This window comes from bacterium (assembly GCA_018812485.1).
Taxonomy (GTDB): Bacteria; JAHJDO01; JAHJDO01; order JAHJDO01; family JAHJDO01; genus JAHJDO01.
The window spans coordinates 1-22,134 of the sequence record JAHJDO010000076.1 but is presented as its reverse complement, the minus strand read 5'-3'; the positions used below and the strand labels follow the sequence as shown (position 1 = coordinate 22,134).

At 40.1% G+C, this 22,134-nt stretch carries 22 protein-coding genes and 1 other RNA gene; all 23 read right to left on the bottom strand.

Going from position 1 to position 22,134, the window contains the following annotated elements; genetic code table 11:
* Positions 1–4: 4 nt before the first annotated feature.
* On the bottom strand, positions 5–565 hold the full coding sequence (locus KKC91_06140; GenBank protein MBU0478128.1) for a hydrolase: 561 nt from the start codon (positions 563–565) through the stop codon (positions 5–7).
* Positions 565–1,140 carry a LemA family protein gene (locus KKC91_06135; protein MBU0478127.1) on the bottom strand — a complete coding sequence of 192 codons (576 nt, stop codon included), beginning with the start codon at positions 1,138–1,140 and terminating at the stop codon, positions 565–567. Before KKC91_06135 ends, KKC91_06140 begins: the two co-directional genes overlap by 1 nt.
* Positions 1,141–1,176: 36 nt before the next feature.
* Positions 1,177–1,950, bottom strand: coding sequence for a TPM domain-containing protein (locus KKC91_06130; protein ID MBU0478126.1), 774 nt, complete (start codon positions 1,948–1,950; stop codon positions 1,177–1,179).
* Entirely contained in the window at positions 1,947–2,699 is a 753-nt protein-coding gene (locus KKC91_06125) for a hypothetical protein (GenBank protein ID MBU0478125.1), read from the bottom strand. The genes KKC91_06130 and KKC91_06125 overlap by 4 nt, the downstream gene beginning before the upstream one ends.
* Before the next feature lie 93 nt (positions 2,700–2,792).
* Positions 2,793–3,437: an endonuclease III gene (gene nth, locus KKC91_06120; GenBank protein ID MBU0478124.1), complete on the bottom strand. Its 645-nt coding sequence runs from the start codon at positions 3,435–3,437 to the stop codon at positions 2,793–2,795.
* Positions 3,401–3,952, bottom strand: coding sequence for a CvpA family protein (locus KKC91_06115; GenBank protein ID MBU0478123.1), 552 nt, complete (start codon positions 3,950–3,952; stop codon positions 3,401–3,403). Before KKC91_06115 ends, nth begins: the two co-directional genes overlap by 37 nt.
* Positions 3,952–4,548, bottom strand: coding sequence for a recombination mediator RecR (gene recR / locus KKC91_06110; protein MBU0478122.1), 597 nt, complete (start codon positions 4,546–4,548; stop codon positions 3,952–3,954). Before recR ends, KKC91_06115 begins: the two co-directional genes overlap by 1 nt.
* Before the next feature lie 5 nt (positions 4,549–4,553).
* The gene (locus tag KKC91_06105) at positions 4,554–4,868 is read right to left on the bottom strand and encodes a YbaB/EbfC family nucleoid-associated protein (GenBank protein ID MBU0478121.1); all 315 of its coding nucleotides are present in this window, start codon (positions 4,866–4,868) and stop codon (positions 4,554–4,556) included.
* Between the two features lie 3 nt (positions 4,869–4,871).
* The gene (gene dnaX, locus KKC91_06100; protein ID MBU0478120.1) at positions 4,872–6,524 is read right to left on the bottom strand and encodes a DNA polymerase III subunit gamma/tau; all 1,653 of its coding nucleotides are present in this window, start codon (positions 6,522–6,524) and stop codon (positions 4,872–4,874) included.
* Positions 6,525–6,555: 31 nt separating this feature from the next.
* An RNA gene (gene ffs, locus KKC91_06095) (signal recognition particle sRNA large type) lies at positions 6,556–6,843 on the bottom strand.
* A 32-nt stretch (positions 6,844–6,875) separates the two neighbouring features.
* Positions 6,876–8,447, bottom strand: coding sequence for a tetratricopeptide repeat protein (locus tag KKC91_06090; GenBank protein MBU0478119.1), 1,572 nt, complete (start codon positions 8,445–8,447; stop codon positions 6,876–6,878).
* Positions 8,444–8,890 carry a Holliday junction resolvase RuvX gene (ruvX, locus tag KKC91_06085; GenBank protein MBU0478118.1) on the bottom strand — a complete coding sequence of 149 codons (447 nt, stop codon included), beginning with the start codon at positions 8,888–8,890 and terminating at the stop codon, positions 8,444–8,446. The genes KKC91_06090 and ruvX overlap by 4 nt, the downstream gene beginning before the upstream one ends.
* Complete coding sequence (gene alaS, locus KKC91_06080; protein MBU0478117.1) at positions 8,883–11,486, bottom strand: alanine--tRNA ligase; 2,604 nt, start codon at positions 11,484–11,486, stop codon at positions 8,883–8,885. The genes ruvX and alaS overlap by 8 nt, the downstream gene beginning before the upstream one ends.
* Before the next feature lie 11 nt (positions 11,487–11,497).
* Positions 11,498–12,508 carry a recombinase RecA gene (gene recA, locus KKC91_06075; GenBank protein ID MBU0478116.1) on the bottom strand — a complete coding sequence of 337 codons (1,011 nt, stop codon included), beginning with the start codon at positions 12,506–12,508 and terminating at the stop codon, positions 11,498–11,500.
* A gap of 176 nt (positions 12,509–12,684) precedes the next feature.
* The gene (locus KKC91_06070) at positions 12,685–13,491 is read right to left on the bottom strand and encodes an amidohydrolase family protein (GenBank protein ID MBU0478115.1); all 807 of its coding nucleotides are present in this window, start codon (positions 13,489–13,491) and stop codon (positions 12,685–12,687) included.
* A 5-nt stretch (positions 13,492–13,496) separates the two neighbouring features.
* A complete protein-coding gene (locus KKC91_06065) occupies positions 13,497–14,519 on the bottom strand; it encodes a hypothetical protein (protein MBU0478114.1) in 1,023 nt (340 codons plus the stop codon).
* 62 nt (positions 14,520–14,581) lie between these two features.
* A complete protein-coding gene (locus KKC91_06060; protein MBU0478113.1) occupies positions 14,582–15,460 on the bottom strand; it encodes an MBL fold metallo-hydrolase in 879 nt (292 codons plus the stop codon).
* 43 nt (positions 15,461–15,503) lie between these two features.
* Positions 15,504–16,385, bottom strand: a complete 882-nt coding sequence (locus tag KKC91_06055; GenBank protein ID MBU0478112.1) for an amidohydrolase family protein — start codon at positions 16,383–16,385, stop codon at positions 15,504–15,506.
* A gap of 37 nt (positions 16,386–16,422) precedes the next feature.
* Positions 16,423–16,641: a LamG domain-containing protein gene (locus KKC91_06050; GenBank protein MBU0478111.1), complete on the bottom strand. Its 219-nt coding sequence runs from the start codon at positions 16,639–16,641 to the stop codon at positions 16,423–16,425.
* 101 nt (positions 16,642–16,742) lie between these two features.
* Positions 16,743–17,450 (bottom strand): hypothetical protein, encoded by a 708-nt coding sequence (locus KKC91_06045; protein MBU0478110.1) that lies wholly within the window; start codon positions 17,448–17,450, stop codon positions 16,743–16,745.
* 126 nt (positions 17,451–17,576) lie between these two features.
* Complete coding sequence (locus KKC91_06040) at positions 17,577–20,402, bottom strand: hypothetical protein (GenBank protein ID MBU0478109.1); 2,826 nt, start codon at positions 20,400–20,402, stop codon at positions 17,577–17,579.
* Between the two features lie 38 nt (positions 20,403–20,440).
* A complete protein-coding gene (locus tag KKC91_06035) occupies positions 20,441–21,160 on the bottom strand; it encodes a DUF1559 domain-containing protein (GenBank protein MBU0478108.1) in 720 nt (239 codons plus the stop codon).
* Positions 21,150–21,917 (bottom strand): substrate-binding domain-containing protein, encoded by a 768-nt coding sequence (locus KKC91_06030; GenBank protein MBU0478107.1) that lies wholly within the window; start codon positions 21,915–21,917, stop codon positions 21,150–21,152. Before KKC91_06030 ends, KKC91_06035 begins: the two co-directional genes overlap by 11 nt.
* Positions 21,918–22,134: the final 217 nt, after the last annotated feature.

The window sequence follows — 22,134 nt, the reverse complement described above, 5'->3', positions numbered from 1 at the left end:
GCCGCTACTTTATCAAGCTTACTATTTGTTTAAATTTGTCCGCACCTGCTTCTCTTAATAACTCAAACACTACCATCTCTGTAGAAACGGGAATTGCGCCAGCCTGAGCCATTCTTTCAAAACCAGTTTCTCTATTATTTTTAGTTCTGGATGATATAGCGTCTTTAACAAAGAAAACAGAATAGTTTGATTTTAGTCCATCCAATGCAGTTTGCATTATACAAATATGGGATTCTATTCCGCATAATATTAAATTGTTCTTTCCCAGTCCTTCCAGCTTTTCTGAAAAATCACTACTACCGAAACAGCTAAAACATATCTTCTCTATTGGCTGCCATGGAATTATTAAATCTTTTATTTCAGGAATGGTTGAGCCTAATCCTTTGGGATATTGTTCAGTTACTGTAATCGGAATGTTAAGTATTCCGGCAGATTTTATCAATGTAACAGTATTGTCAATAACAGTGTGCTTGTCGGATATCTTAGGAACAAGTCTTTCCTGTATATCAACAATAACAAGTACGCTATCATTATTAGAAATCAGCCTGATATCAGAAGTAGACATTAAAATTTTACTACCGGTACTTCTTTTGCTTTTTCTTCTACCTCGAAGTATTCAGCTTTGCTAAGCCCTTTTAACCGTGCGAAAAAGCTGCCCGGTATCATACGAATATGCGCATTAAATTCCTGAACACCTCTGTTATATCTCATTCTTTCAACAGCGATTCTATTCTCTGTTCCTGAAAGCTCGTCCATGAGTCTCGCAAAGCTCTCATTTGCCTTAAGGTCAGGATATCTTTCCACAATCATTAGCAGACGAGAAATAGCCGTATTTAGCTCTCCTGCCGCTTGAATTTTTTCTTTGATTGACTTATTCTCTTTGATTGCGCCTGCAAGCTTTCCTCTGGCATCAGCAACATAAGTAAAAATCTCTTTTTCGTGCTTCGCATATCCTTTAACTGTGTTTACCAGATTAGGTATTAGATCATTTCTTCTTTGCAGCTGGTTTTCAACTTGTGCCCAGGCGGCTTTAACATTCTCATCCATTCTTACAACCTTATTAAGCCCACCAATGAAAAAGCCTATAAACCCAATAATTACAACAACAATTACTATGCCTACCAAACATCCTTTTTTCATACATCCCTCCTTTTTTTAGCAGTCTTTGACTGCAATTTACCAGCTTCCGCTTGCACCTCCGCCGCCGGACATGCCGCCTCCAAACCCGCCAAAACCTCCACCAAAACCGCCGGAACCACCTCCTCCCCAATAGCCGCCTCTGCCAGTCATTGATCCAAAAAGCAATACTCCAAGAAGACCTGTCCTTGAACCTAAGATAAGCATTAAGAATAACAGTGCAAAGATTATGCTTGCTATGGAGCTGGCAGCTGAACGCTTTCGCACTACATATGCAGTTCTTGGCAAAGAATTCAGCCCTGATAGCTTAACATTATATTCCTTAGCAACAAGATTTGATATTGTAGCAACAGCGCTTACAAGTCCCTTTCCAAATTGACCTGCTTTAAAGTTTGGCGACATCTGCTTGCGAATAATCTCTCCACAGAGTCCATCAGGCAAAACTCCCTCTAACCCATAACCAACCTCTATGCCGACCTTTCTTTCCTTCATTGCAAGAACAATTAACACCCCGTTATCTTTCCCCTTTTTACCTATTTTCCACTTTTCAAAAAGACCGTTTTTATAAATATTGATTTCAGAGCCTTCAATATTCGAGACTGTTACAATTGCTATTTCTGCAGATGTTTTCTTCTCAAGTTCAGTAATTAAATTAGTTATTATGCCCTTCTCACTACTGTTCAGAACCCTGGCGAAGTCATTTACATAGCCGGTGTAATTTGGATATCTATCTGCTCCAAAAATACTTACATGGTATAGAACAAAAACACAAAACAGTGTGAGTAAAAGTAATTTTGACTTGACAGTGCTCATTTTAATTCATCCACTATTAATGCAAGCTTTCTTATCTCTTCCAGATACGTTTCAAATGCTTGCTCAGCAGGCTGCTCACCAATTTTTTCGTCACCTTTTTTATCTCTTAAGATATTAAGAAATATCTGGTTATTTATATTAAACTTGTTTTTCATAAGCTCAATTACATCTTCTTTTGTAGTTGGTGGAGTTTCTCCTTTAAGACGGAGTATGTTCCTGAAGATTGGAAATAATGAGGTCAGAGAATCTATCATAAGCGACTCTATTCCCTTTCGCTTCAGGCCAATCTCAAGATATGACTGCCTTAAACGTATCAATTTACCCTTTATCTGGGATTCACACTGCAGTCTGATATTTTCCTGATTTATTTTAATATCCTCCAGAATGTCCTCTCCATAAACAAGAAGATGGTTCTCCTTCATTTCAAGAAATTCTATTGGGAAAACATCTGTTGAAGTTTCAATATGACGCATAGTTAGAAAAAGCGGAGCAGTTATCCTTTTTTTTCTGCCTTTTGCAACCAGTTTTAAACTTTTTTTAAGCTCATTCAGTCCGAGATTATTGAAAACGATCATTATATTTATATTTGACTTTTTTGGCACAAACTCTTTGCCTGTTGCGCTCCCATAGAGAATTATTGCTTTTATATTATCTGTGTGTATCTCAACCAGTTTCTCACAAAAAGGAACAATACTGCTTTTAACTTCTTCACAAACGCCATTTAAAACATCAATGTTTAGATTTTTCATACCATCGTCTCCCTTTACTTATTTGAGTATTTTTGATTATACCAGAGGTTAATTTATCTTACAACCAGTCAAATAATAAGGTGGTCTTTTGTGTTATGCAGAATTTGTTCTTGATGGACACAGGTCATTAAGAATGCACTTATTACAGACGGGCTTTCTTGCCTGACATACTTTCCTGCCATGGGATATGAGTAAAAATGAGAACTCGCCCCATTTCTCTTTCGGAACAATGTTCATAAGGTCTTTTTCTATCTTTTCGGGATTATCATTCTTTGTTAAGCCCAGTCTCTGCGATAACCTTTTCACATGAGTATCAACCACAATGCCTTCAATTACTCCATATGCGCTTGTCAGCACTACATTTGCTGTTTTTCTTGCAACTCCGGGAAGAAGCAGTATTTCTTTCATTGTGTTTGGAACTTGCCCGTCAAATTTTTCTATAAGCATCTTGCAGGAATTTTTTATATTTTTTGCCTTATTCCTGAAGAAACCTGTTTGTCTTATATCTTTTTCTAATTCAGAAAGTTCTGCATTGGCATAATCCCCTACAGACTTGTACTTTCTAAATAATTCTTTTGTTACTTTATTTACCCTTTCATCCGTACATTGGGCAGAGAGTATTGTTGATATGAGAAGTTGGTGTGGACTTTTATAGTGTAGAGTAGTCTTTGTGCTAGGATATTCTTTTATCAGTCTGGAAATTATAAAATGGAGAGATTTTCTTTCGTCTGTTTCCAATAATTTTTAAACTCCTCGTATTTTTGAGTTGTCTTTTTTTTGAGAGATTGCGGCAGTAGAGACTTCATAGCTAAAAATGCTGTTTTTGCCTTCGGAAGCATACGGGATTCTCCTGTAAATTTACTATCCTTAGGCAACAGAACCACTAAGAAAACAAGCAGTACACCTACAATACATGCGCCCTTAATAAAACCAAATAATGCTCCACCTACATGGTCAAGCCCCCTTAAAGGAGATTTTTTTACCAGCTTATCACAGAAATGTCCCAATACTAGAATAGCCCCAGCGGTAAGAACAAAAAGCACTATAAAGCATAACCCTTTTATAAATACTGAATCACCAATCTTTTCTCTAAACATTTCAACTAAAAATACGTAGAAATGGCTGGCAACAATATATCCAATAATAATAGCAGCCAGGTTTATAATGGTTTTGAAAAACCCTTTAATTCCACTCCATACAGTTACTATTCCCAGAATCAAAATTATGATGATATCCAAACTATTAAGTGCCATTATATTTCCCCCCGTTTTTCCATAGCTTTGGCTAATGTTGCCTGATCTGTATACTCAATATTTCCGCCAACAGGGATACCTCTGGCAATTCTGGTTACTTTGGTCCCTAACGGCTTTATTATCTTACCAAGATACATTGCTGTAGCCTCGCCTTCTGTATTAGGATTTGTTGCTAATATAACTTCCTTGACATCTGCAGATATTCTTCCAAGAAGTTCTTTTATTCTTAACTCATCGGGGCCTATTCCGTCAAGCGGAGATATAGCGCCCATCAACACATGATATGTCCCCTTATATACTCCTATTTTTTCTATTGCAATTATATCATTTGGTTCTTCAATAACACATATTATGCTCTTATCTCTGCCTGGATCTATGCAGATTGGACAGTACTTACCTTCTGAAAAGTTATTACATATAGAACAATACCTTGTTTTCTCCTTTATGTCTACAATAGCTTGCGCAAGTTCCCTAGCTTCCTCTTTAGGTATTTTTAGAAGATGGAATGCCATCTTCTGAGCACTTCTTGAGCCAATGCCAGGCAACTTGCCTAATTCTTTAACTAGTTTGTCAAGAGATTCTGTGTAATACACTATCCCCCCTATATAGTAAGTCCTGGTATATTCAGACCGCCTGTTAATTTACTCATTTCCCCTGTAACCATCTCTTTGGATTTACGCAGTCCCTCATTAATAGCTGCAATAACAAGATTTTCAAGCATCTCTATATCGTCTGGATCTACTACTTCCTTCTCAATTTTAACACCGGTTATTTCCTGATTCCCATTAGCTATTACTGTGACCATCCCACCGCCAGCAGTTGCTTCTACTGTCTTATTTGCCATTTCCGCCTGTATTTTAGCCATATCTTTCTGCATTCTCTGTGCTTGTTTAAGAAATTTACCTATCCCTGCCATTTTCTACCTCCATCCTTTTTTAGTAATTTTAACAACTTTAGCCCCAAACTTTTCCATTACAGTTTTGACTGCAGGATGCTGTAATAGCTCTTCATTCTGTTCCTCCACTGGTTTTTTGAAGTCCTCGTTGTTTTTAAACGTATGGTTGTCCTTTTCCACGGGGACACATCTTACTGTTATATTATGTCCCAATACCGCTAATAATGTCTCCTCAATAAATTTTCTCTCAGCTTCAACCTTTTCCAAAAACAATCTGGCGTTTGGCCCAAATCCAATTTCTAATGTACTCATTTCCATGTTTATAGGAGCTCCTTCTGATAAAAAGACTCCCAATATCATTTTTTGTTTTTTCAATGTTGAAATTATTTCTGGCCACTTTTGCTTCACAATATCTATGGTTAAATCCTGTTGAACTGGCTTTGCTTGAACTGTTTTCTCCTGTTGAATGGAACTGGAAACTGGTTCTGTATTTGTGTCCGGCTCTGCGACAGAGTAATTAGTTCCTTTTTCTAATTTTTTTTCTAATTCTCCTAACTTTTCTACAATTTCCCCCAGCATAACAGGAGACATAGTATTTACTATCTTAATCATCGCAATTTCAAGAAAGGCTCTGGGGGTTTTTGTTGTTCTTATATTTTTTTCAAGAGAAGAAACCATCTCAAGTATCTGCCATAACCGGGCTTTTTGAAACTGGTTTGTCTGCTTTACTAATGTCTCTTTTGTATCCTTAGACACATCTACCAGGTTTTCTCCACTCTCTCCAAGACTAATGAAAAACAGGTTCCGAAAATAGTTAATGAGCCCATTTGCCACCTGTCCTATGTCTCTTCCTTCGTTTACTAATTTGTCAACCAGTATTAATAGTTTAACAATATCTTTGTGCAATATATTTTCAGCAAACTGAAAATATACATCCTGGCTGACTAAGCCCAAAAGACTGTTTACGGTACGCGCAGTAATTTCTTTATCTGGAGAGAAGGAAATCAATTGATCCAGTACACTCTGAGCATCCCGTATACTGCCATCTGCATTTTTTGCTATTAAAAACAGGGCTTCATCGGTTACTTTGATTTTCTCAGCTTTAATCATATGTTTTAAATGTTCCACTAAGTCTTGCGTTTGTATTCTTTTAAATGAGAAGTGCTGACAGCGAGACAGAATAGTTAAAGGAATCTTATGAGGTTCTGTTGTTGCAAATATAAACTTAACATGTTCTGATGGCTCTTCCAATGTCTTGAGTAATGCATTAAATGCCTCTGTTGTGAGCATATGAACTTCATCTATTATATAAACCTTATACTTCCCCTGAGAGGGTGTATATCTGACATTATCACGTAAATTTCTAATCTCATCAATTCCTCTATTAGATGCGCCATCTATTTCAAGAACATCGATATTATTTCCTTCCGCAATTTCGAGACATATGTTGCATTTATTACAAGGCACTGCATCTTTTACTTGCGGACAATTGAGTACTTTAGCAAGTATTCTTGCTGTAGAAGTTTTGCCAATACCTCTTGGCCCACTGAAGATATAAGCATGTGCCAGATGCCCTGATGCTACAGCATTTGCCAGCGTTCTAGTTACATGTTCCTGCCCAATAAGTTCAGAAAACTTTTTGGGTCTCCATTTTCTTGCAAGCACCAAATACGACACGAAAAACCCCCCTTACTACAAATAACCTCTGCCGCACACCATCCTTTGATCCTGACTTTTAGCTAGTTATTCAACAGCCAGCTCCGGCTAGATATCCCCATAACACCCAAAAATATTTACTTACCGCTGCTCCCTTCCAGGCCTAACGGGGTTTGCAAATTTTTGCCGCATGGGATCCAGCCTTCATCGCTACTTATCCAACACCCTTCCAAAAGACACATTGACCTCAAGAAGGAATTCAATCCTGCTGTAGCGGATTGCAGGTCATCCCGAGTTTACCTCAGAAATCAGGGCACCGCTATCTCCCCATCTAGTGCGACAGAACTAAAACATTCTATAATTCAAATCATTTTAGCGTATTTGATATGGAGTAGCAAGATTCTTTTTTGCTCTGAAATACCCAGGATAAATCTTTAAGGCTTTTATCCATAATTCTCTGGCCTTTGGATAATTCTTTTGCTTGTAATATGTCAAGCCTAATCTGTTATATGTATCTGCCAGATATAAGCGGGCTTTTGTATAAGATGGATTCAAGGTTAGCGCTTTTTGAAACTGTGTAGCAGCTGTATAAAAGTGCTGCTTTTCTAAATATACAGCTCCCATATTAAAATAGGCAGTAGAATAACCTGGTGCGATTTCAACTGCTTTTTTGAAATGCAGCAGGGCATTCTCATACCTTCCCTCTGTTGCATATGCATTGCCAAGATTATTATGAACCCTTGGCTCATTCAGTCTAAATTTTAGTATATGATTATATAAGGTAATTTCATTCTTCCAATGACGACTCTGGGAATTCGTAAGCGCTATTCCTGCAATAACTATAAATACAAGAAAAATATAAGGCATGCCTCTCTTTCCCTTATCTGCCTTTGCAGAAAACAGAAGACTTGAGACAACAAGGAAGAAACCCATTGAAGGAAAGTATAGCCAGTGTTCTGCCACTGCTGCATTTAATTGCAGAGCGCTTTGATATGGAATAAGACCTACCATAAACCATATTGAGCCAAAGAGAACAGGTTTTTTCTTTCTAAAAATGATGGCAAAAAGAATAAATGCAAGAGGTATGGCAATTGATAATATCCCAATTGGCGTGAAGATTGAGGAAGGTACATGAAGTTCTCTCTGGTAGTGTAGGTTTATTGGGAATAGAAGAAGTCTCAGGTATTCAGTAAAAGATCTGCTTATAATCAGTAAAAGATGAGACATGTTCATATTTTGTTTAAATAAAAACACTCCAGTCTCATTCTTTAACAGAGCCAGCCGTACTAGCCCATAACTTAATGAAATTGCAAAAAATATCAGATAATGCCATGATTTAATCTTTGGCTTAAAACAAAGTCCGTATGTCCCAAGAAGTAAGATGAAGACTATAGCATATTCTTTTGTAAGCAGAGCAAGTATATAGAAAATAATAGCACAAAATATGCCCCAGAACTTGTTTTGAGGGGCATAGGTTATAAACAGGAGTAATGCGCTAAGCATAAATAAGGTTACTATTGGATCAGCTCTGCCAGATATATATGTAATAGCCTCAGTATGAATTGGATGTACCAGAAAGAGAAGAGCTGTAAAAAGTGCCATCTTTCTCTCTTTGAACATATAGAGGATTATTTTGTATAGCAAAATAGCGTTTAAAATATGAAGCAGGAGATTTGTCAGATGATATCCAACAGGATTCTCTTTCCATATACTGTAATCTATCAGAAATGAAAGCGAGACAATAGGCCTGTAAAAGATTCCACCCTCACCAGTTTTATGGTAGAGAAAGGAAGTAAAAATATCTCCAATATGTTTCCAGCTTTTTATATAGGGATTTACGCTAATTAGACCAATATCATCCCATACAAAATTGTTTTGAAAGGAAGTTAGATATGCAACAATACCTGTAAGAATAATTATCAGGATATATTTGCGGTTGCTCATCCTTTTTTAGAAAAAGGGCAGGCGCAAGGGCTGCCCCTACTGTCCATATATCCCTGAAGAATGAGCTGGCTTGCAATCCTGTCGACTTTTTTCTTCTTTTTCCTGCCTTTTACATTTAAGGCTGTAAGACTTCTTTGTGCAATAACAGTTGTTAATCTCTCGTCCCAGTGTTTAATCGGAATACGTACTGAAGAAGCTAGCGCTTTCGAAAATTTCATTACCTTTTCTGCCTGCGAACCAAGAGTGCCATTCATATTTTTAGGCAGGCCAACAACAACTTCATCTATATGTAATCGGTGTATTAACCCACATATCTCATTTATAGCCTGGTCATCAGATTCTCTATGGATATTTTCAAGCCCCTGTGCTGTTATGCCCAGCTCATCACTTACAGACACGCCTATGCGTTTATCTCCAATATCCAATCCGAGGATTCTACGCATTTATTCCTTTTCGTATTATTTCAGGAACATGTTTTAAAGCCTGATCAAGCTTGGATACGTCCTTTCCTCCTGCCTGTGCCATGTCTGGCCTGCCGCCGCCGCTACCACCAGTAATTTGCGCAATTTCTTTAATGATCCTTCCAGCATGCAAGCCTTTAGACACAAGGTCGGAAGTCACTGCTGTTACGAGACATACTTTACCTTCCTTTACAGACCCAAGCACCACTACGGCTGAGCCCAGTTTTGTCTTTAATGCATCTGCAATATCCCTCAATGCCTCATGCCCCATATTCTTCAGAGACGCAGAAACTAGTTTTACATCATCTACTGTAATGGCTTTCTTGATGAAATCATCTATATTTGTCATTATCTGTTTGCTTTTAAATTTTTTGATTTGTTTTTCTAAATCTTTATGATTTTTTATAAGTGTTTCTACTCTGTCTGATATTTCAGATATGGGGACATGTAAGAGATGAGAAGTTTCTGCAAGAATTTCTTGTTCTTCTTTCATAATATTATATGCGACCTCGCCACATGAGACCTCAATTCTTCTTACACCCGAAGCAATTGAACTATCAGAGATTATTCTAAACAATCCTATTTCTCCTGTATTTTTTACATGTGTTCCTCCACACAGCTCTACGCTAAAATCCCCTATCTGGACAACCCTTACTGTCTCCCCATATTTCTCATTGAATAAGGCAATAGCTCCAAGCTCCTTAGCTTTTTTCATAGAGGTATTAAAGGTTTTTACCTCAACAAGTTCCATAATCTTTTGGTTTACAATTTCTTCAATGTGATTAAGCTGATCATTACTAATAGCCTTAAAATGGTTGAAATCAAATCGCATTCTTTTCTCTCCAACCCATGATCCAGCCTGCTGGATATGTTTGCCAAGAACCTGGCGAAGCGCATATTGAAGAAGATGCGCTGAACTGTGATGTTTTGCAATTCTCATGCGTCTGGCTATATCAATAGATGCAGTCACATTATCACCAATTTTGATTGTGCCTTTAGAAATTTTAGCTTTGTGAATAAACGTATCAGATATTTTATAAGTACCTGATACTTGCATCTCGCAATCTTCTCTGGAAATTACGCCTGTGTCTCCCACCTGACCTCCGGATTCAGCGTAAAAACATGTTTTATCAAGTATTAACTCAATGTCATCCTGCTGTTTTGCTCTATCGGTTTTTTTGCCACCTTTTAGAATACATAATATCTGCGCCTTATCAGAATACTTACTATATCCAGTAAACAGAGTGCTTTGTTTAAAAACAGTAACCCTTGAAACTAGCGGAGTTTGCGAAATACTCCGCTGTCTTTGCTTGTCCATCTCTTTATTAAATTCCTCTATATCCACTTTAACCCCTTCCTCTCTTGCCATTTCACAGGTAAGGTCAATGGGAAAGCCATACGTATCATGTAAAATAAAAGCATCCTTTCCGCTAATAAGTTTTTTCTTGTTCTTTTTAACAGATTTAACAAGCTCCTGAAACAGGTTTATTCCCTGAAGAAGTGTTTTCTGGAAGCGCTCTTCCTCGCTCTTAAGTATAAGGCTTATATGCTCTCTTTGCGTCTCCAGCTCAGGATATGCATCCTTCATAATATTTACAACGGAACCAACCAGCCTGCATAAAAATGGTTGGTTAAGCTGAAGCATATTTCCCCTTCTTGATGCTCTTCTTATCAGCCTTCTGAGCACATATCCTCTTCCCTCGTTTGAGGGCATTACTCCGTCTGCTATTGCAAATACCAGAGCGCGTATATGATCAACAATTACCTGTATTGCCACAACATATTCATCTCTGTATGGCTTTTCTGAGATTTCACACACAGCCTCAATAATGGGTTTAAATAGGTCTGTATCATAGTTTGATTTCGCGTTTTGTAATACTCTTGATATACGCTCAAGGCCCATGCCAGTATCCACATGTCTGGAAGGCAACTCCTCCAACGACCCATCCTCTCTGCGGTTATGCTGTATGAACACCAGGTTCCACAGCTCTAAGACATCTGGATTATTGGCGTTGATTAAAGATTTATTACAGCCATTTTTAGTTAAATCAATATGTATTTCTGAACATGGTCCACATGGACCAGTCTCTCCCATATCCCAGAAGTTTTCTTTTTCACCAAAGCGGAGAATATGGCTGGTATCAATATTTGTTTCAGTCTTCCAATAATTAAAGGATTCTTTATCCGTCTTATATACAGTTGCCCAGAGTCTTTCCTTTGGCAGGTTCCATACTTCAGTAAGCAATTTCCATGCTAGACTAATTGCTTCTTTCTTAAAATAATCGCCAAATGACCAGTTACCAAGCATTTCAAAAAAAGTGTGATGATGACTGTCATGTCCAACATCTTCCAGATCATTATGTTTTCCGCTGACCCTTATGCACTTCTGAGAGTTTGCTACGCGTTTGTAACTACGTGATCCATGACCTAGAAATACATCCTTAAATTGGTTCATGCCTGCATTTGTAAAAAGAAGTGTTGGATCTTCATGGGGAACCAGTGAGGCACTGTGAAGAATAGTATGTTCTTTGTTCTTAAAGAATTCTAAAAAAGATTTTCTAATTTCTTTACTCTGCATATCTTTTCTGATTAGGCAGGCTTCAATCCAGTATTCTCTCTTATCTGCTTTTCAAGTTTATCTCTAAGATCGGTCTTTTCTACCAGATATCTGATTGCACCTTCGCGGCCCTGAGCTATTTTCTCCTCATTATAAGAGAACCATGCTCCGGCTTTTTCAATCAATTTATGCTCAATTGCCATATCAAGGATCCCTGCCTCTTTGCAAATACCCTGATTATACATAACATCGAATTCTGCCTGTCTGAATGGAGGAGCAACCTTATTTTTAACAACTTTTACCCTGACCCTGCTTCCTACTGCTGTTTCGCCTTTCTTAATTGTTGCTATTCTGCGAATATCCAGTCTTACAGACGCATAGAATTTAAGTGCATTTCCACCTGTAGTAGTCTCAGGACTACCAAAAAAAACTCCTATTTTGTGTCGTATTTGATTAATGAATATAACAGATGTCTTTGATTTACTTATAACAGCAGTCAGCTTTCTGAGAGCCTGTGACATAAGCCGTGCCTGAAGCCCCATATGTGAATCTCCCATATCTCCTTCAATCTCTGCGCGTGGAACCATAGCAGCTACTGAGTCTACTATTATTACGTCTATAGCATTGCTCCTGACAAGGGTTTCTGTAATGTCCAATGCTTGTTCACCGCTATCAGGCTGTGAGATTAAGAGGCTATCTAAATCAACGCCCAGAACTTTGGAATACTTTGGGTCAAGAGCGTGTTCTACGTCTATGAACGCTGCCATACCGCCAGCCTTTTGTGCATTGGCAACAACATGCAAAGCTAGCGTTGTCTTTCCTGATGACTCAGGTCCGTATATCTCCGTTATTCTCCCACGCGGTATGCCTCCTACACCAAGCGCTGTGTCCAAAGCTATTGAGCCTGTGGGTATTACATCAATATCAACGGCAGCAGATTCTTCTCCTAATCTCATTATAGAGCCTTTCCCATACGATTTTTCTATCTGAGCCATTGCAATGTCAAGAGCACTGTCCTTTTCCTGGGATTTTTTATCAGCCATAATTACTCTCTCCTTTAAATTAGTATTTTATTCTATTTTTATTACCACATTTTAGGAAAATTAGAAAGATTTTTTATCAAGCCAAAATAGAAATGCCTGCTGGATTACACTATTATGTCAATTCTGAAGCTTTCTTCTGATTCACAAGTCCAGTAGTTTTTGCGTATTTTTATATGCTATTTTCCTATAAGCGGTTTTAGAAATTTTGTTATCCTTGCCAGCTTTTTTAAAATAAGAGATGTTAGGAACGTCTTGATTAACATGACAGATATCTGTTCCAAAGAATAGTTTGTCCTGGAATTTCTCCATGAACTGATATCCAAACTTCTTATCGCGTGTAAGTGCAGTATATCCGCTTCCTGCAGATATATCGGCATACAGATTGGCATACATGGACATGAGCGCCGTTCAACAGCGCCGGAACTTACCACCTTTCCTGTTGGATAACTTATGTCCGGGGACTTGTAATCAGCAGATATTTCGGCCCAGAAACGTGGACCATGGCCAATGAAAGTAGTCTCAGGGAATTTTTTGATCATATTCTCAAACCTTGGAAGCCTAAGGTCATCAAAACATGTTATACGGCAAAGATCAAAGATAATAGGAAGACCTAATTCTCCACATATTTCATACATTCTCTGCATGAGCGGATCATCAACATAAAGTCCGGCAAGCACTTCTCCCATGCCCTTACATCCACGGTCTTTATATTCTTTTATCACTTCATAAAGCCTGCTCCTTCTGGGATCCACGTTGCAGAAAGGTATGAATTTATCAGGATATTTCTTACACACATCCAGAACATAGTCAGTAGTTACATAATAGGAAGTAGCTTCCGGATTTTCAATTGGTAGAAGCACTGCTTTCTCAATGCCGGCTTCATCCATGAAATCCAGCAGGTATTCCGGCGTCAGTGCCTGATCCTCAGGCTTAATTGACTTTTCATTATACAATCTTCCAATATGCATATGAATGTCTATCATTGTATTTACTCCTCATTTATTCCGGACATCTTATACTTTCTGTTAGTTTTGGAACAAGCTAATTTTTTTATCAGCATTTCTCTTCCCTTCTCATATGCTTTATCTTTCACTCCGCTACAAATAGTCCATTCAGGCGATGTAGTATCTCTATTACCATAGCCGCATATTTCCGCGCCTGTGAGAATTCTCTCAAATAGAAGACGATAAATCTCTCTTGCATTCATTGTAACTCCATAAACTAATCCAAGTTTCTGAAGCACATCCAGATCTTTTTTTTCATCTCTTAAACCGCAGCCAGCAACACAAAGATTCGTCATAGGCTCATAGCCTGAACAAGGAGGACAAATCATACAACATCCTTCAGTCAAAGTAATCGGAATATCTGGACTATTACAAACAACATCCAGAACCTCATACAGGTTATCTTCTTTAATGGGAGAGGTAAATCCTCTTCCAAGAAAACAAGTAACACACATAAGATGATGCGGTCTGATAAAAAGTTTTTTAGCGGAATATATATTATTGGCAGACTCTTTTTTAACTTTTGACTTTTCATCCTTGCCTCTGTCAGGAATTATTTCTGAAATGCCTTTTTTAAGAACTTTCTCATAATATCCATTTTTAGCTTTAGAACATCCTTTCCAAGCACGAGAGGTTATATCATCGTAAGTACATATCCCCGTTACTGTTTTAATTTCTTTCAGCAAACGAATGAAAAGTTCCCTTGCAGGCAGGGTTGCTCCCGGCGCCAGCCCAAGCTTTTGAAAAATATCCAAGTCCCTTTTGATATTATACAAAGTGCCTTCTGAAGAATTATTATTTGCACCTGGATTTTGATATTTGTAGATACTGCTTACGTTACATTGAAGAGTAACGGGTGTATTAGGGTTTTTTCTGATTATGTCTAAAACTTGTTTAACTTTCTTATCCTTCAATCCCGAATATTTCCCTTCACCTACAGAACACACAATACATAAAACTTGATATGGCCTAAGTTTAATATGCGCACAGTTATCTTTTTCTTTCACTTATATTCCTTAATAAAACCACTCTCTTTCTGAATAGTATTTTTTAACACTTTATCATTGCTTTAAATTTGTGCATAATTAAAAACATCTATACACATTATTTCTTTTGAAACAATTATTTTCCCGCCATAAATTTTGCTGATATCAGCAACGGCTTTTTCTATAGAACCTGGAGCAGAGATTCGTGCTCCCATGTGTGCAAGGATAAGCGTTTTAGCTCCTGATTCTTTGGCAAAATTTGCAGCGTCAATGGTTCCAGTCTGGCCTGAGGCTTCCCCGTTTTTTTTCATGGTCTCTTGATGATCCCAACAGTTTGCTACCAAAACATCCGCCCCCTGACATAATTTAGTCAAAGTCTTACAATGCCCTGTGTCTCCAAGAAACACGATAGTCCCTTCTTTGGTTTCAACTCGATAGGCAATAGATTGTAAATGTGGTTCCAAATGATGTGCTTTGGCAGTGGAAATCTTCCATGTTTTGCCTTCTATAACATCGCCGGCAATTATATTTTTGACATTTATTTTTAATCCTGTCCTCGGAAGAGTTCCTCCGCGATTCTGGTGTACTCTCTGGCTTACAAGTCCATTAATACGCGCTTTCAAATCGATGGAGAAAATACCCTCACCCCCGAACAGTCTATCTGTCATTGACTTAGTTGGTTCAGGTCCATAGACATTCAACAGGTTTTCCTGGCCTACGCTCTGATCCCACCTGCATAATACAAAACATGGATAATCCACATTATGGTCTGAATGATGGTGTGTGAAAAAAAGATAATCAATCTGGGTAGGCCATAAACCTGCTTTAACCATTTTGTATGTAGTTGCTGGACCGCAATCAAACATTAAATATTCATCATTAATCTCTAAAACAAAAGAGGTGCCAAAACGATCTTTATTTGGTCTAGGCACTCCGGCTCCAAGAATAGTAAGTTTAACCATTTTATCCCCATATAGATTTAATCACTAAAACAACAATAGAGAATTATAGACCAAGCTTAAGGATTTTATTAACATTTTGCCAGCTTATTTTTTCAAACGTCTCTTTTAAAATATTCCCCTCCTTATAAGCGTTTCTCAAAAATTCTGCATGGTGATGGTCATCCTTAGGAGAGGCGATATCTGTCCCGAAGAAAAGCTTATCCTTGAATCTATTAATAAACTCATATCCAAATTCGGAGTCACGGGTTAAGGCATTGTAGCCGCTGCCTGCTGATATATCTCCATACAAATTCGGATATTCTTCCATAAGTCTGGGAACTGCGCCTCCTTCTGTAACTTTGCCTTTTGGATATGTGTTTCTATTTTCTGCTGTTACATCTGCGCTAATTTCCGACCAAAATGGTTGAGAATGGCCAATAAATATCAAATCAGGAAAGTTTTTTAGAGATTTTTCTAATCGTGGTAAGTGTAGGTCATCTATAAGACCATAACAATTTCCAAATTGTGAACCTATATGAAAAATTACGGGCATCTCACATTTTTCACAATGCTTAAACAGATTCTGTACAAGGGGATTGTCAAAATACAGGTTTGCAGTAATTTCTCCCACTCCTTTACATCCTTTCTCCTTATAAAAGAGTAATTGACGCGAAAGATCAGCATCAGGACTGTTTTTTTCAGCACGCGGGTCAATGTTACAGAAAGGAATAAACCTATCCTGATACCTCCTGCAAACCTCAAGAATGTCTTCTACTGTTGAGAGCTGATTTCTTCGATACTCTGGACTCATTACGGGCAAAAGGATTCCTTTATCAACTCCTGTTCTATCCATCATTTCGATCAATTCTTCAGGGGATGCATAGCTGCCGTCTTCTCTGGGAAGACTTTTTTCTCTTATTGTGTGCAAATGAATATCAATAAACATAAGAAACTCCTTTTTTTGTTTTTTACAAAGTGTCCCCTCACCTTGATTGGTAATGTTTCTTTACTTCCTGTCCGGATAATGCCCTATTATAAATTTTGACATCATCAACAGTTCCTCTGAAAAAATAAGTCCAACTAGAGCCGCTATTGCCTATACGAAGATTATAATTGTTATTAAGTATTCCATTATAACCAATCATCTGCGGCGTATGTTCCTGTCTCAGCACTTTCTTTAATTCCTTCTGTTGCTCCGGCAATAAGTTCTCCATCAAGATATAACGCTATGGCTTTGTTAAACCCATGCCGAACTCCAACCAAATGATGCCATTTATTATCTCCGACTGATACATTTTGGTTACTATTCGATGGCCTCCATGCGAATCGAGTCATAGTAGATACCATTGTTCATCGCGCCACTCCAGCCAGAAACCAGCCGCAGTATGCGCAGTTTGCCATTATCATAGGTGATGAAGTTGGTTTGTTTATCGCCGATGGTAACGCGGAACTTACCGCTTGAACTTGCTCCGTCCCATTTCCACTCGATTTGCCATTTGAGCCATGTGTCGTCCTCAATAACGTCAGGGAGTGAAGCCGCCTCGTCCATACGGGTCGTAATGCGGCCATCTTTCGTGGCTCGGCGAAAGCTGACGATGATTACGGGACCGCCTTTCCCCTCCGAAAAAAGCTGGACAGTTGTATAGCCCCTTCCTGAATTCTTCGCCCCTTTGCAGACGCTGGGTATCATCAGGTAGCCGGTTACACTCCCACTCTGGGGAAACTTTATCTTGGCGTCCAATGTGGCGGCTTGTTTTGGATCGTTATCATAAAGCAGGATGGATTTCTTCCCGCTCTGAGCCACTGTCTCACTGACCTCAACCAGTGTTCCATCTCCTCTGCCAGTATGCTGCCATTTCCCACCCATAGCTACACTGTAGCCGTCGGGTAAGGTATAGTTTTCAAAAGTCTCCTCAAATACCACCTCTCCGGCAGACACAACTGTGGTCATAAAAATACAGGCGATCAGTAAAGCAAAAAACCACGTAAATCCATTCTCTCTCTTAGACATGTTCTTTCTCCTTATGTTTCTTTTAACTCACCATTATTAACAAGTTCAATCATACCCACTACATTTAATCACCTCCATTCAACCCAAAACTCCCTCTTGCTCTCTTGTCCCACTGATCATGCTATTTCACTTCAGTTCCACTTGTTTGAAATTCAGTGCATTGACCGAAACTATTTGCGATTTGCCAGCGTATTTAAATGCAATATTTAGATTATTCTCACTGCAGTTGAAAAGTGTCAGCAGCAGCTTATCACCGAGTGCATGTACGCGGCAGCGGACATTGCGATCGGGATTGACGAGCGCAACCTTCTTGTCTTCCCGCACTCCATCCATATAAAAATCCTCATATCTATCCACGGCGGTAACACCATCGTGGTAGGCCTGCAAGTAATCGGCATCCATCAGCTTGCCGGGGAAACCGAGGTGTCCCTTGGCGCCGCTGGCGGCTGCGCCCACGATTTCAAACCGCAGTTCCCTTGCTGATATCTGGCTGTAGTTGTAGTCCTTTCTGTGGATGTTGTTGATGTTTTTCATCAGAAAGGGAATCGTCCAGACCGGTTTTTTAAGATGACGTGCGTCATTATCCACGGCGTCGAGAAAGTTAAAACCCTCTCTGTTGTAGTAACTGACGAGATGGATGTCAATGTGCGGCTCATAAAGTAACGTGTTCACGGGCGAATCGGTAACGAACGACTGAGGCTTGCCGCCTATCGCCAGCGGGTAATCATACGCGAGCAGAAGCAAGTCAGGTCGAATCTCGCGCATGAGGCGCCGCATGAGACCGTGCAGTTCAGCGGTAACCCAATTACGAAAATCGGACCACTGCTTGTAATACTGCTTGAGAATGACCTCTGAGCTTAAAGTCACCGAAGCGGGAATATTTGCGTACTTTCGAAAGGATGCAATCGTACTCGGATGGAAGCACATGCGATCTGTACTGCCTTCGCCCCAGAACTCGATATCCATCACAATATAACTGGAAAACAGTGGAAGAACAATGTACTTCTTCAGGTATTCCTTGTAACGGATGTGAACTTCCGGGTCATTCAGAGCGAGACCCAGCGCTACATGGTGTGATGAATTGTTCCCGTTGGTCAGTACGGCCATGTCCGGCCGCTCAGCGGCAGGTAATCCCTTATATGGGATAGGGCTGGATGGATCGAGAATGATCTGCGTCGGTTTGAATCCTAGTTCCTTGAAAGTGCCGATGGCAAATCCGTGAGTCTGATGCATACTGCCGACTCGAATACCGGCGTCTGTATAGGTTTTGAGAAGTTCCTTGCGAGCAGATTCATCTCTCACATGTATAAACGAGATGCCCCAGATGCCAACCCTGAACGTCTTCAGGAGTGGAGCAGGACTGATTGATTCACGGACTACGGTTTTCAGTTTCCGCTCCTGGCCATTGTCTTTTCCTAACTGGGTCCGGATGAGAATGGTTCCCTCAGTGCCGGGGGTTGCGTTGGTACGAAACACAAGAATCAACCCGTGATAGGGATTAAAATCTCCTCTAACCATTCCTCTTTGCCAGTTGTACGGGTTCGTGAACCTGTAAATAACGCGGTCCTCTTTTTCAGCGTCTATTTTTTTCCATGGAAGCGGCTCGGTTCCATAGATGGACTGCTGCGCTGTTTGCAGTTCAAGCCAATCCGGCATATCTATATCTACAATGGTTGTATCGTCAGGCCGGTTCTCCCCGGCAAGATGAATGTTGATAGCCGTGGTCTGGCCAGCCGGCACTGTGATGACAGGCGGCGTTTTATCAATCGCCGCGATGATATCTGCAGGGTTAACACCAACGCGGATGGCATATTTTGTTTCTGAAACAGCAGTTTCACTTCTCAGCGCCGGCCGCAGCCAGACGTTGTCAAATACTGCACTGCCCGTACCGTTGTTGGTCAAGAGTAATCGGACCTGCTTTGTCCCAGGCAGAAGGGAGAATGTCAGGCGGCGCTCAGCCCAGCCATTGCCATTGCCTTTGTCCTTGCCTGGGTCTTCGGTTTTCTGCTGGAGGATCTTTCCGGCAGCGTCGAGTTGCTGAACGCCGAGAACCGGGTTTCCTTCCTTAAGCGCGCGGCCATGAGACAGAAACGTCCACTCCCGTTTTGCGCCAAAGCGGTTTCGCGACAGGACCGTTGCCGCCGAAAATCCAGGCGTGCCGCGGATATGCTTTATGTGGAGCGCGCCGGAATCGGCGAATCCCTCCGCGTCATGTTCCACCTGTGCCTGACCTTCCAGTCCATGGAAAGAATGAATTTCCCATGTGCGAAGCGCTGCGCCCTTGATCTCGAAATTGTCGCAGAATGGCTGCTCAGTTACCACCTGGTCCAGGACAATATCATCACCCCACGCCTTGCCATTGAGTTTAGAACCGAAAAATTCGACGTCGATGCCGGAGAACTTCCCTTCTGGATATTCGCCGGAAGCAGGACATGTCCAAAAGACTTCGAGATATGTCCAATATCCCGGCGAGAGACGAACTTCGTTACGGACGCCATGCCTGCCTAGGAATATCTCTTTACCCGTGGCACTGGAAATTACCTTGGGTATCATGCCCAGAGCGACCGTGCCACTCGTGGACTTTCTTTCAACACTGACCCAGCCTGAAAGACGGTACATTGCGCCCGGTCTCACCGGTAGTTTTTGCTGCCAGACCGACCGCTGGGGATCAATAAAACATAGGGAGCTTGAATCCTGTCGGCCGTAACTCCGTTCATAAACACATTTGCCGCTGTCTGTTGTCGGCTGCCAGTGCGACCAGCCTTTGGGAACGTTCGGGTCCCCATGATCAGGTTTATTGAATGTATCTGAGAAGACCGTCCTCACCTTTTTCACTGCAAACGGCTCTGCTGTCATACCCTCAGAGGAGGCAAACAACAGGGCTATTATCATCATAACAAGCCCAGAGAAAGATACCTTTCTTCTCATCAAACTATCTTGCTGGTTAAACATACTTTTTTTCCTCCTGTTTTTATTTAACAAAATCTTGATCATTCTACCCAAAAGACAGTCTTGTTATGAATATCCTCTTCCAGATGCCATTTCACATGTCCATCCTGATAAAGTACGTTAGAACCTCCTGAGTGTCTGGTAGAAGCGTAGCGACCCCCCATTGTTCCATCAATCCCCAAAAAAGTATTATTTTCGCTCCTATCTGCTACCAGAAGATTTTCCGTAGTATTCTTTAGGCTGCTTGCCCTTTTCCATGTGCGATCATCGGCACTGTAGTATGGAGACTTACCACCCAAAAAATTATTCATCCCATATCCAAAACTGTTATATTGATCCAATTTAGGCGCAGAAGGGCAAAGCAAGACAGTGGGAAAGTCAGGATACGTATCAGTCCCAGATCCGGGATACATACCATCCGCGGGACGGGCAAGGTGTCCTGTTGACATAAGAAAATGGTACCAGAGTCCGTAGGAATATGCTACATTAGCCCCCCACCATTGAGTATATTTAACGCTACCCGCTGGATCATATCCCTGCGTTGGCGGCATCCATCCGTCATAATCATCAGCATACATTATAAAAGCCAGGCCTATCTGCTTCAGATTACTTACACACTTTATTCTCCTACCCATTTCCCTTGCTTTACTGAGTGCAGGCAAAAGCAAACTTGCAAGCAGAGCTATGATGGCTATTACGACCAAAAGCTCCATAAGCGTGAAACCGTTCCTTTCAAACATCTTTCTCATTTTACTCAACATCTCTTTTCTCCTCTTTATTATTAATTCTTATACATGAGTTACCCTCAAGTAATTTTAATTTTAATTTAACGTTTACTGGCGGATGAATTTTCCCTTCTATCAAATTCATTAATTTATTAGCCGCAGTTTCTCCGAATTTAATAGGAGAGCTACCAGCAACAGTTGTAATTTTCAGCCCGTTCTTTGCGTATTGTTCATGTCCAACAGCCATTAGAGAGACATCTTCCGGAATCTTAATTCCATGTTTTTCAAGAGCTGAAATGAGATTAGCTGTGGCAGGAGACCAGAACAGAAATATTGCTGTTGGAGGATTTTTGCCTGAAAATAAATCGTTTATCACAGACAGCATCTCTTCTTCTGTATTTCCTGTTAATTTCTTTATAAGAAGCGGATCGTATGTTTTTTCTTCAAGAAGAGCCTTCTCAAATCCATAAAAGTGATTATTGTAACACAGGCGCTTTGATTCAAACCCTATTCCGACAATTCTTCTGTGCCCCAGCTTTAAAAGATACTTGGCTGCTTTGTATATTTCATGAGCAGGATATTCCTCAACATAATTAATATCCTCACGAAGGGCATATCTATCCACCATGATATATGGAACACTCGCATTTTTTAGCTTTTCTACAAATGGATGATATTTCTCATCATCTGCGTTTTGTAAAATTACTCCAGCTACATGTGTTTCTTTTAGCTTTGACAGGCTAAAGGGCGGGTCTTCTCTTCCAAGAAAAACAGGATAATAATTCCTATCCATAAGAGTGCTGGTAATCCCATAGAGTACTGCATTACCAGTGTATTTTTTGATAATGGCATCATCAGGGGGGTAATTGGCATACGTGTTAAGTTAAGCGATGCATTTTCTGATTATGGGTTTCTCAATTTCGAGTATTGGATCACATTGAGTTTCCATGATTTCGAGAGTGGTCAGGCGTGATCGCTGTCGGTTTTTGAGACAAGCGGGAATGATAGAT

Excerpts from the sequence above, each read along its gene's own strand:
- ruvX (MBU0478118.1), bottom strand. The coding sequence starts at position 8,890 with ATGCGTAGAATCCTCGGATTGGATATTGGAGATAAACGCATAGGCGTG.
- KKC91_06125 (MBU0478125.1), bottom strand. The coding sequence starts at position 2,699 with ATGAAAAATCTAAACATTGATGTTTTAAATGGCGTTTGTGAAGAAGTT.
- alaS (MBU0478117.1), bottom strand. The coding sequence starts at position 11,486 with ATGCAGAGTAAAGAAATTAGAAAATCTTTTTTAGAATTCTTTAAGAAC.
- KKC91_06055 (MBU0478112.1), bottom strand. The coding sequence starts at position 16,385 with ATGTTTATTGATATTCATTTGCACACAATAAGAGAAAAAAGTCTTCCC.
- KKC91_06070 (MBU0478115.1), bottom strand. The coding sequence starts at position 13,491 with ATGATAGACATTCATATGCATATTGGAAGATTGTATAATGAAAAGTCA.
- KKC91_06115 (MBU0478123.1), bottom strand. The coding sequence starts at position 3,952 with ATGGCACTTAATAGTTTGGATATCATCATAATTTTGATTCTGGGAATA.
- KKC91_06090 (MBU0478119.1), bottom strand. The coding sequence starts at position 8,447 with ATGAGCAACCGCAAATATATCCTGATAATTATTCTTACAGGTATTGTT.
- KKC91_06045 (MBU0478110.1), bottom strand. The coding sequence starts at position 17,450 with ATGTCTAAGAGAGAGAATGGATTTACGTGGTTTTTTGCTTTACTGATC.
- KKC91_06060 (MBU0478113.1), bottom strand. The coding sequence starts at position 15,460 with ATGGTTAAACTTACTATTCTTGGAGCCGGAGTGCCTAGACCAAATAAA.
- KKC91_06140 (MBU0478128.1), bottom strand. The coding sequence starts at position 565 with ATGTCTACTTCTGATATCAGGCTGATTTCTAATAATGATAGCGTACTT.
- KKC91_06105 (MBU0478121.1), bottom strand. The coding sequence starts at position 4,868 with ATGGCAGGGATAGGTAAATTTCTTAAACAAGCACAGAGAATGCAGAAA.
- KKC91_06040 (MBU0478109.1), bottom strand. The coding sequence starts at position 20,402 with ATGTTTAACCAGCAAGATAGTTTGATGAGAAGAAAGGTATCTTTCTCT.
- recA (MBU0478116.1), bottom strand. The coding sequence starts at position 12,508 with ATGGCTGATAAAAAATCCCAGGAAAAGGACAGTGCTCTTGACATTGCA.
- KKC91_06130 (MBU0478126.1), bottom strand. The coding sequence starts at position 1,950 with ATGAGCACTGTCAAGTCAAAATTACTTTTACTCACACTGTTTTGTGTT.
- KKC91_06035 (MBU0478108.1), bottom strand. The coding sequence starts at position 21,160 with ATGTTGAGTAAAATGAGAAAGATGTTTGAAAGGAACGGTTTCACGCTT.
- KKC91_06135 (MBU0478127.1), bottom strand. The coding sequence starts at position 1,140 with ATGAAAAAAGGATGTTTGGTAGGCATAGTAATTGTTGTTGTAATTATT.
- KKC91_06030 (MBU0478107.1), bottom strand. The coding sequence starts at position 21,917 with ATGGATAGGAATTATTATCCTGTTTTTCTTGGAAGAGAAGACCCGCCC.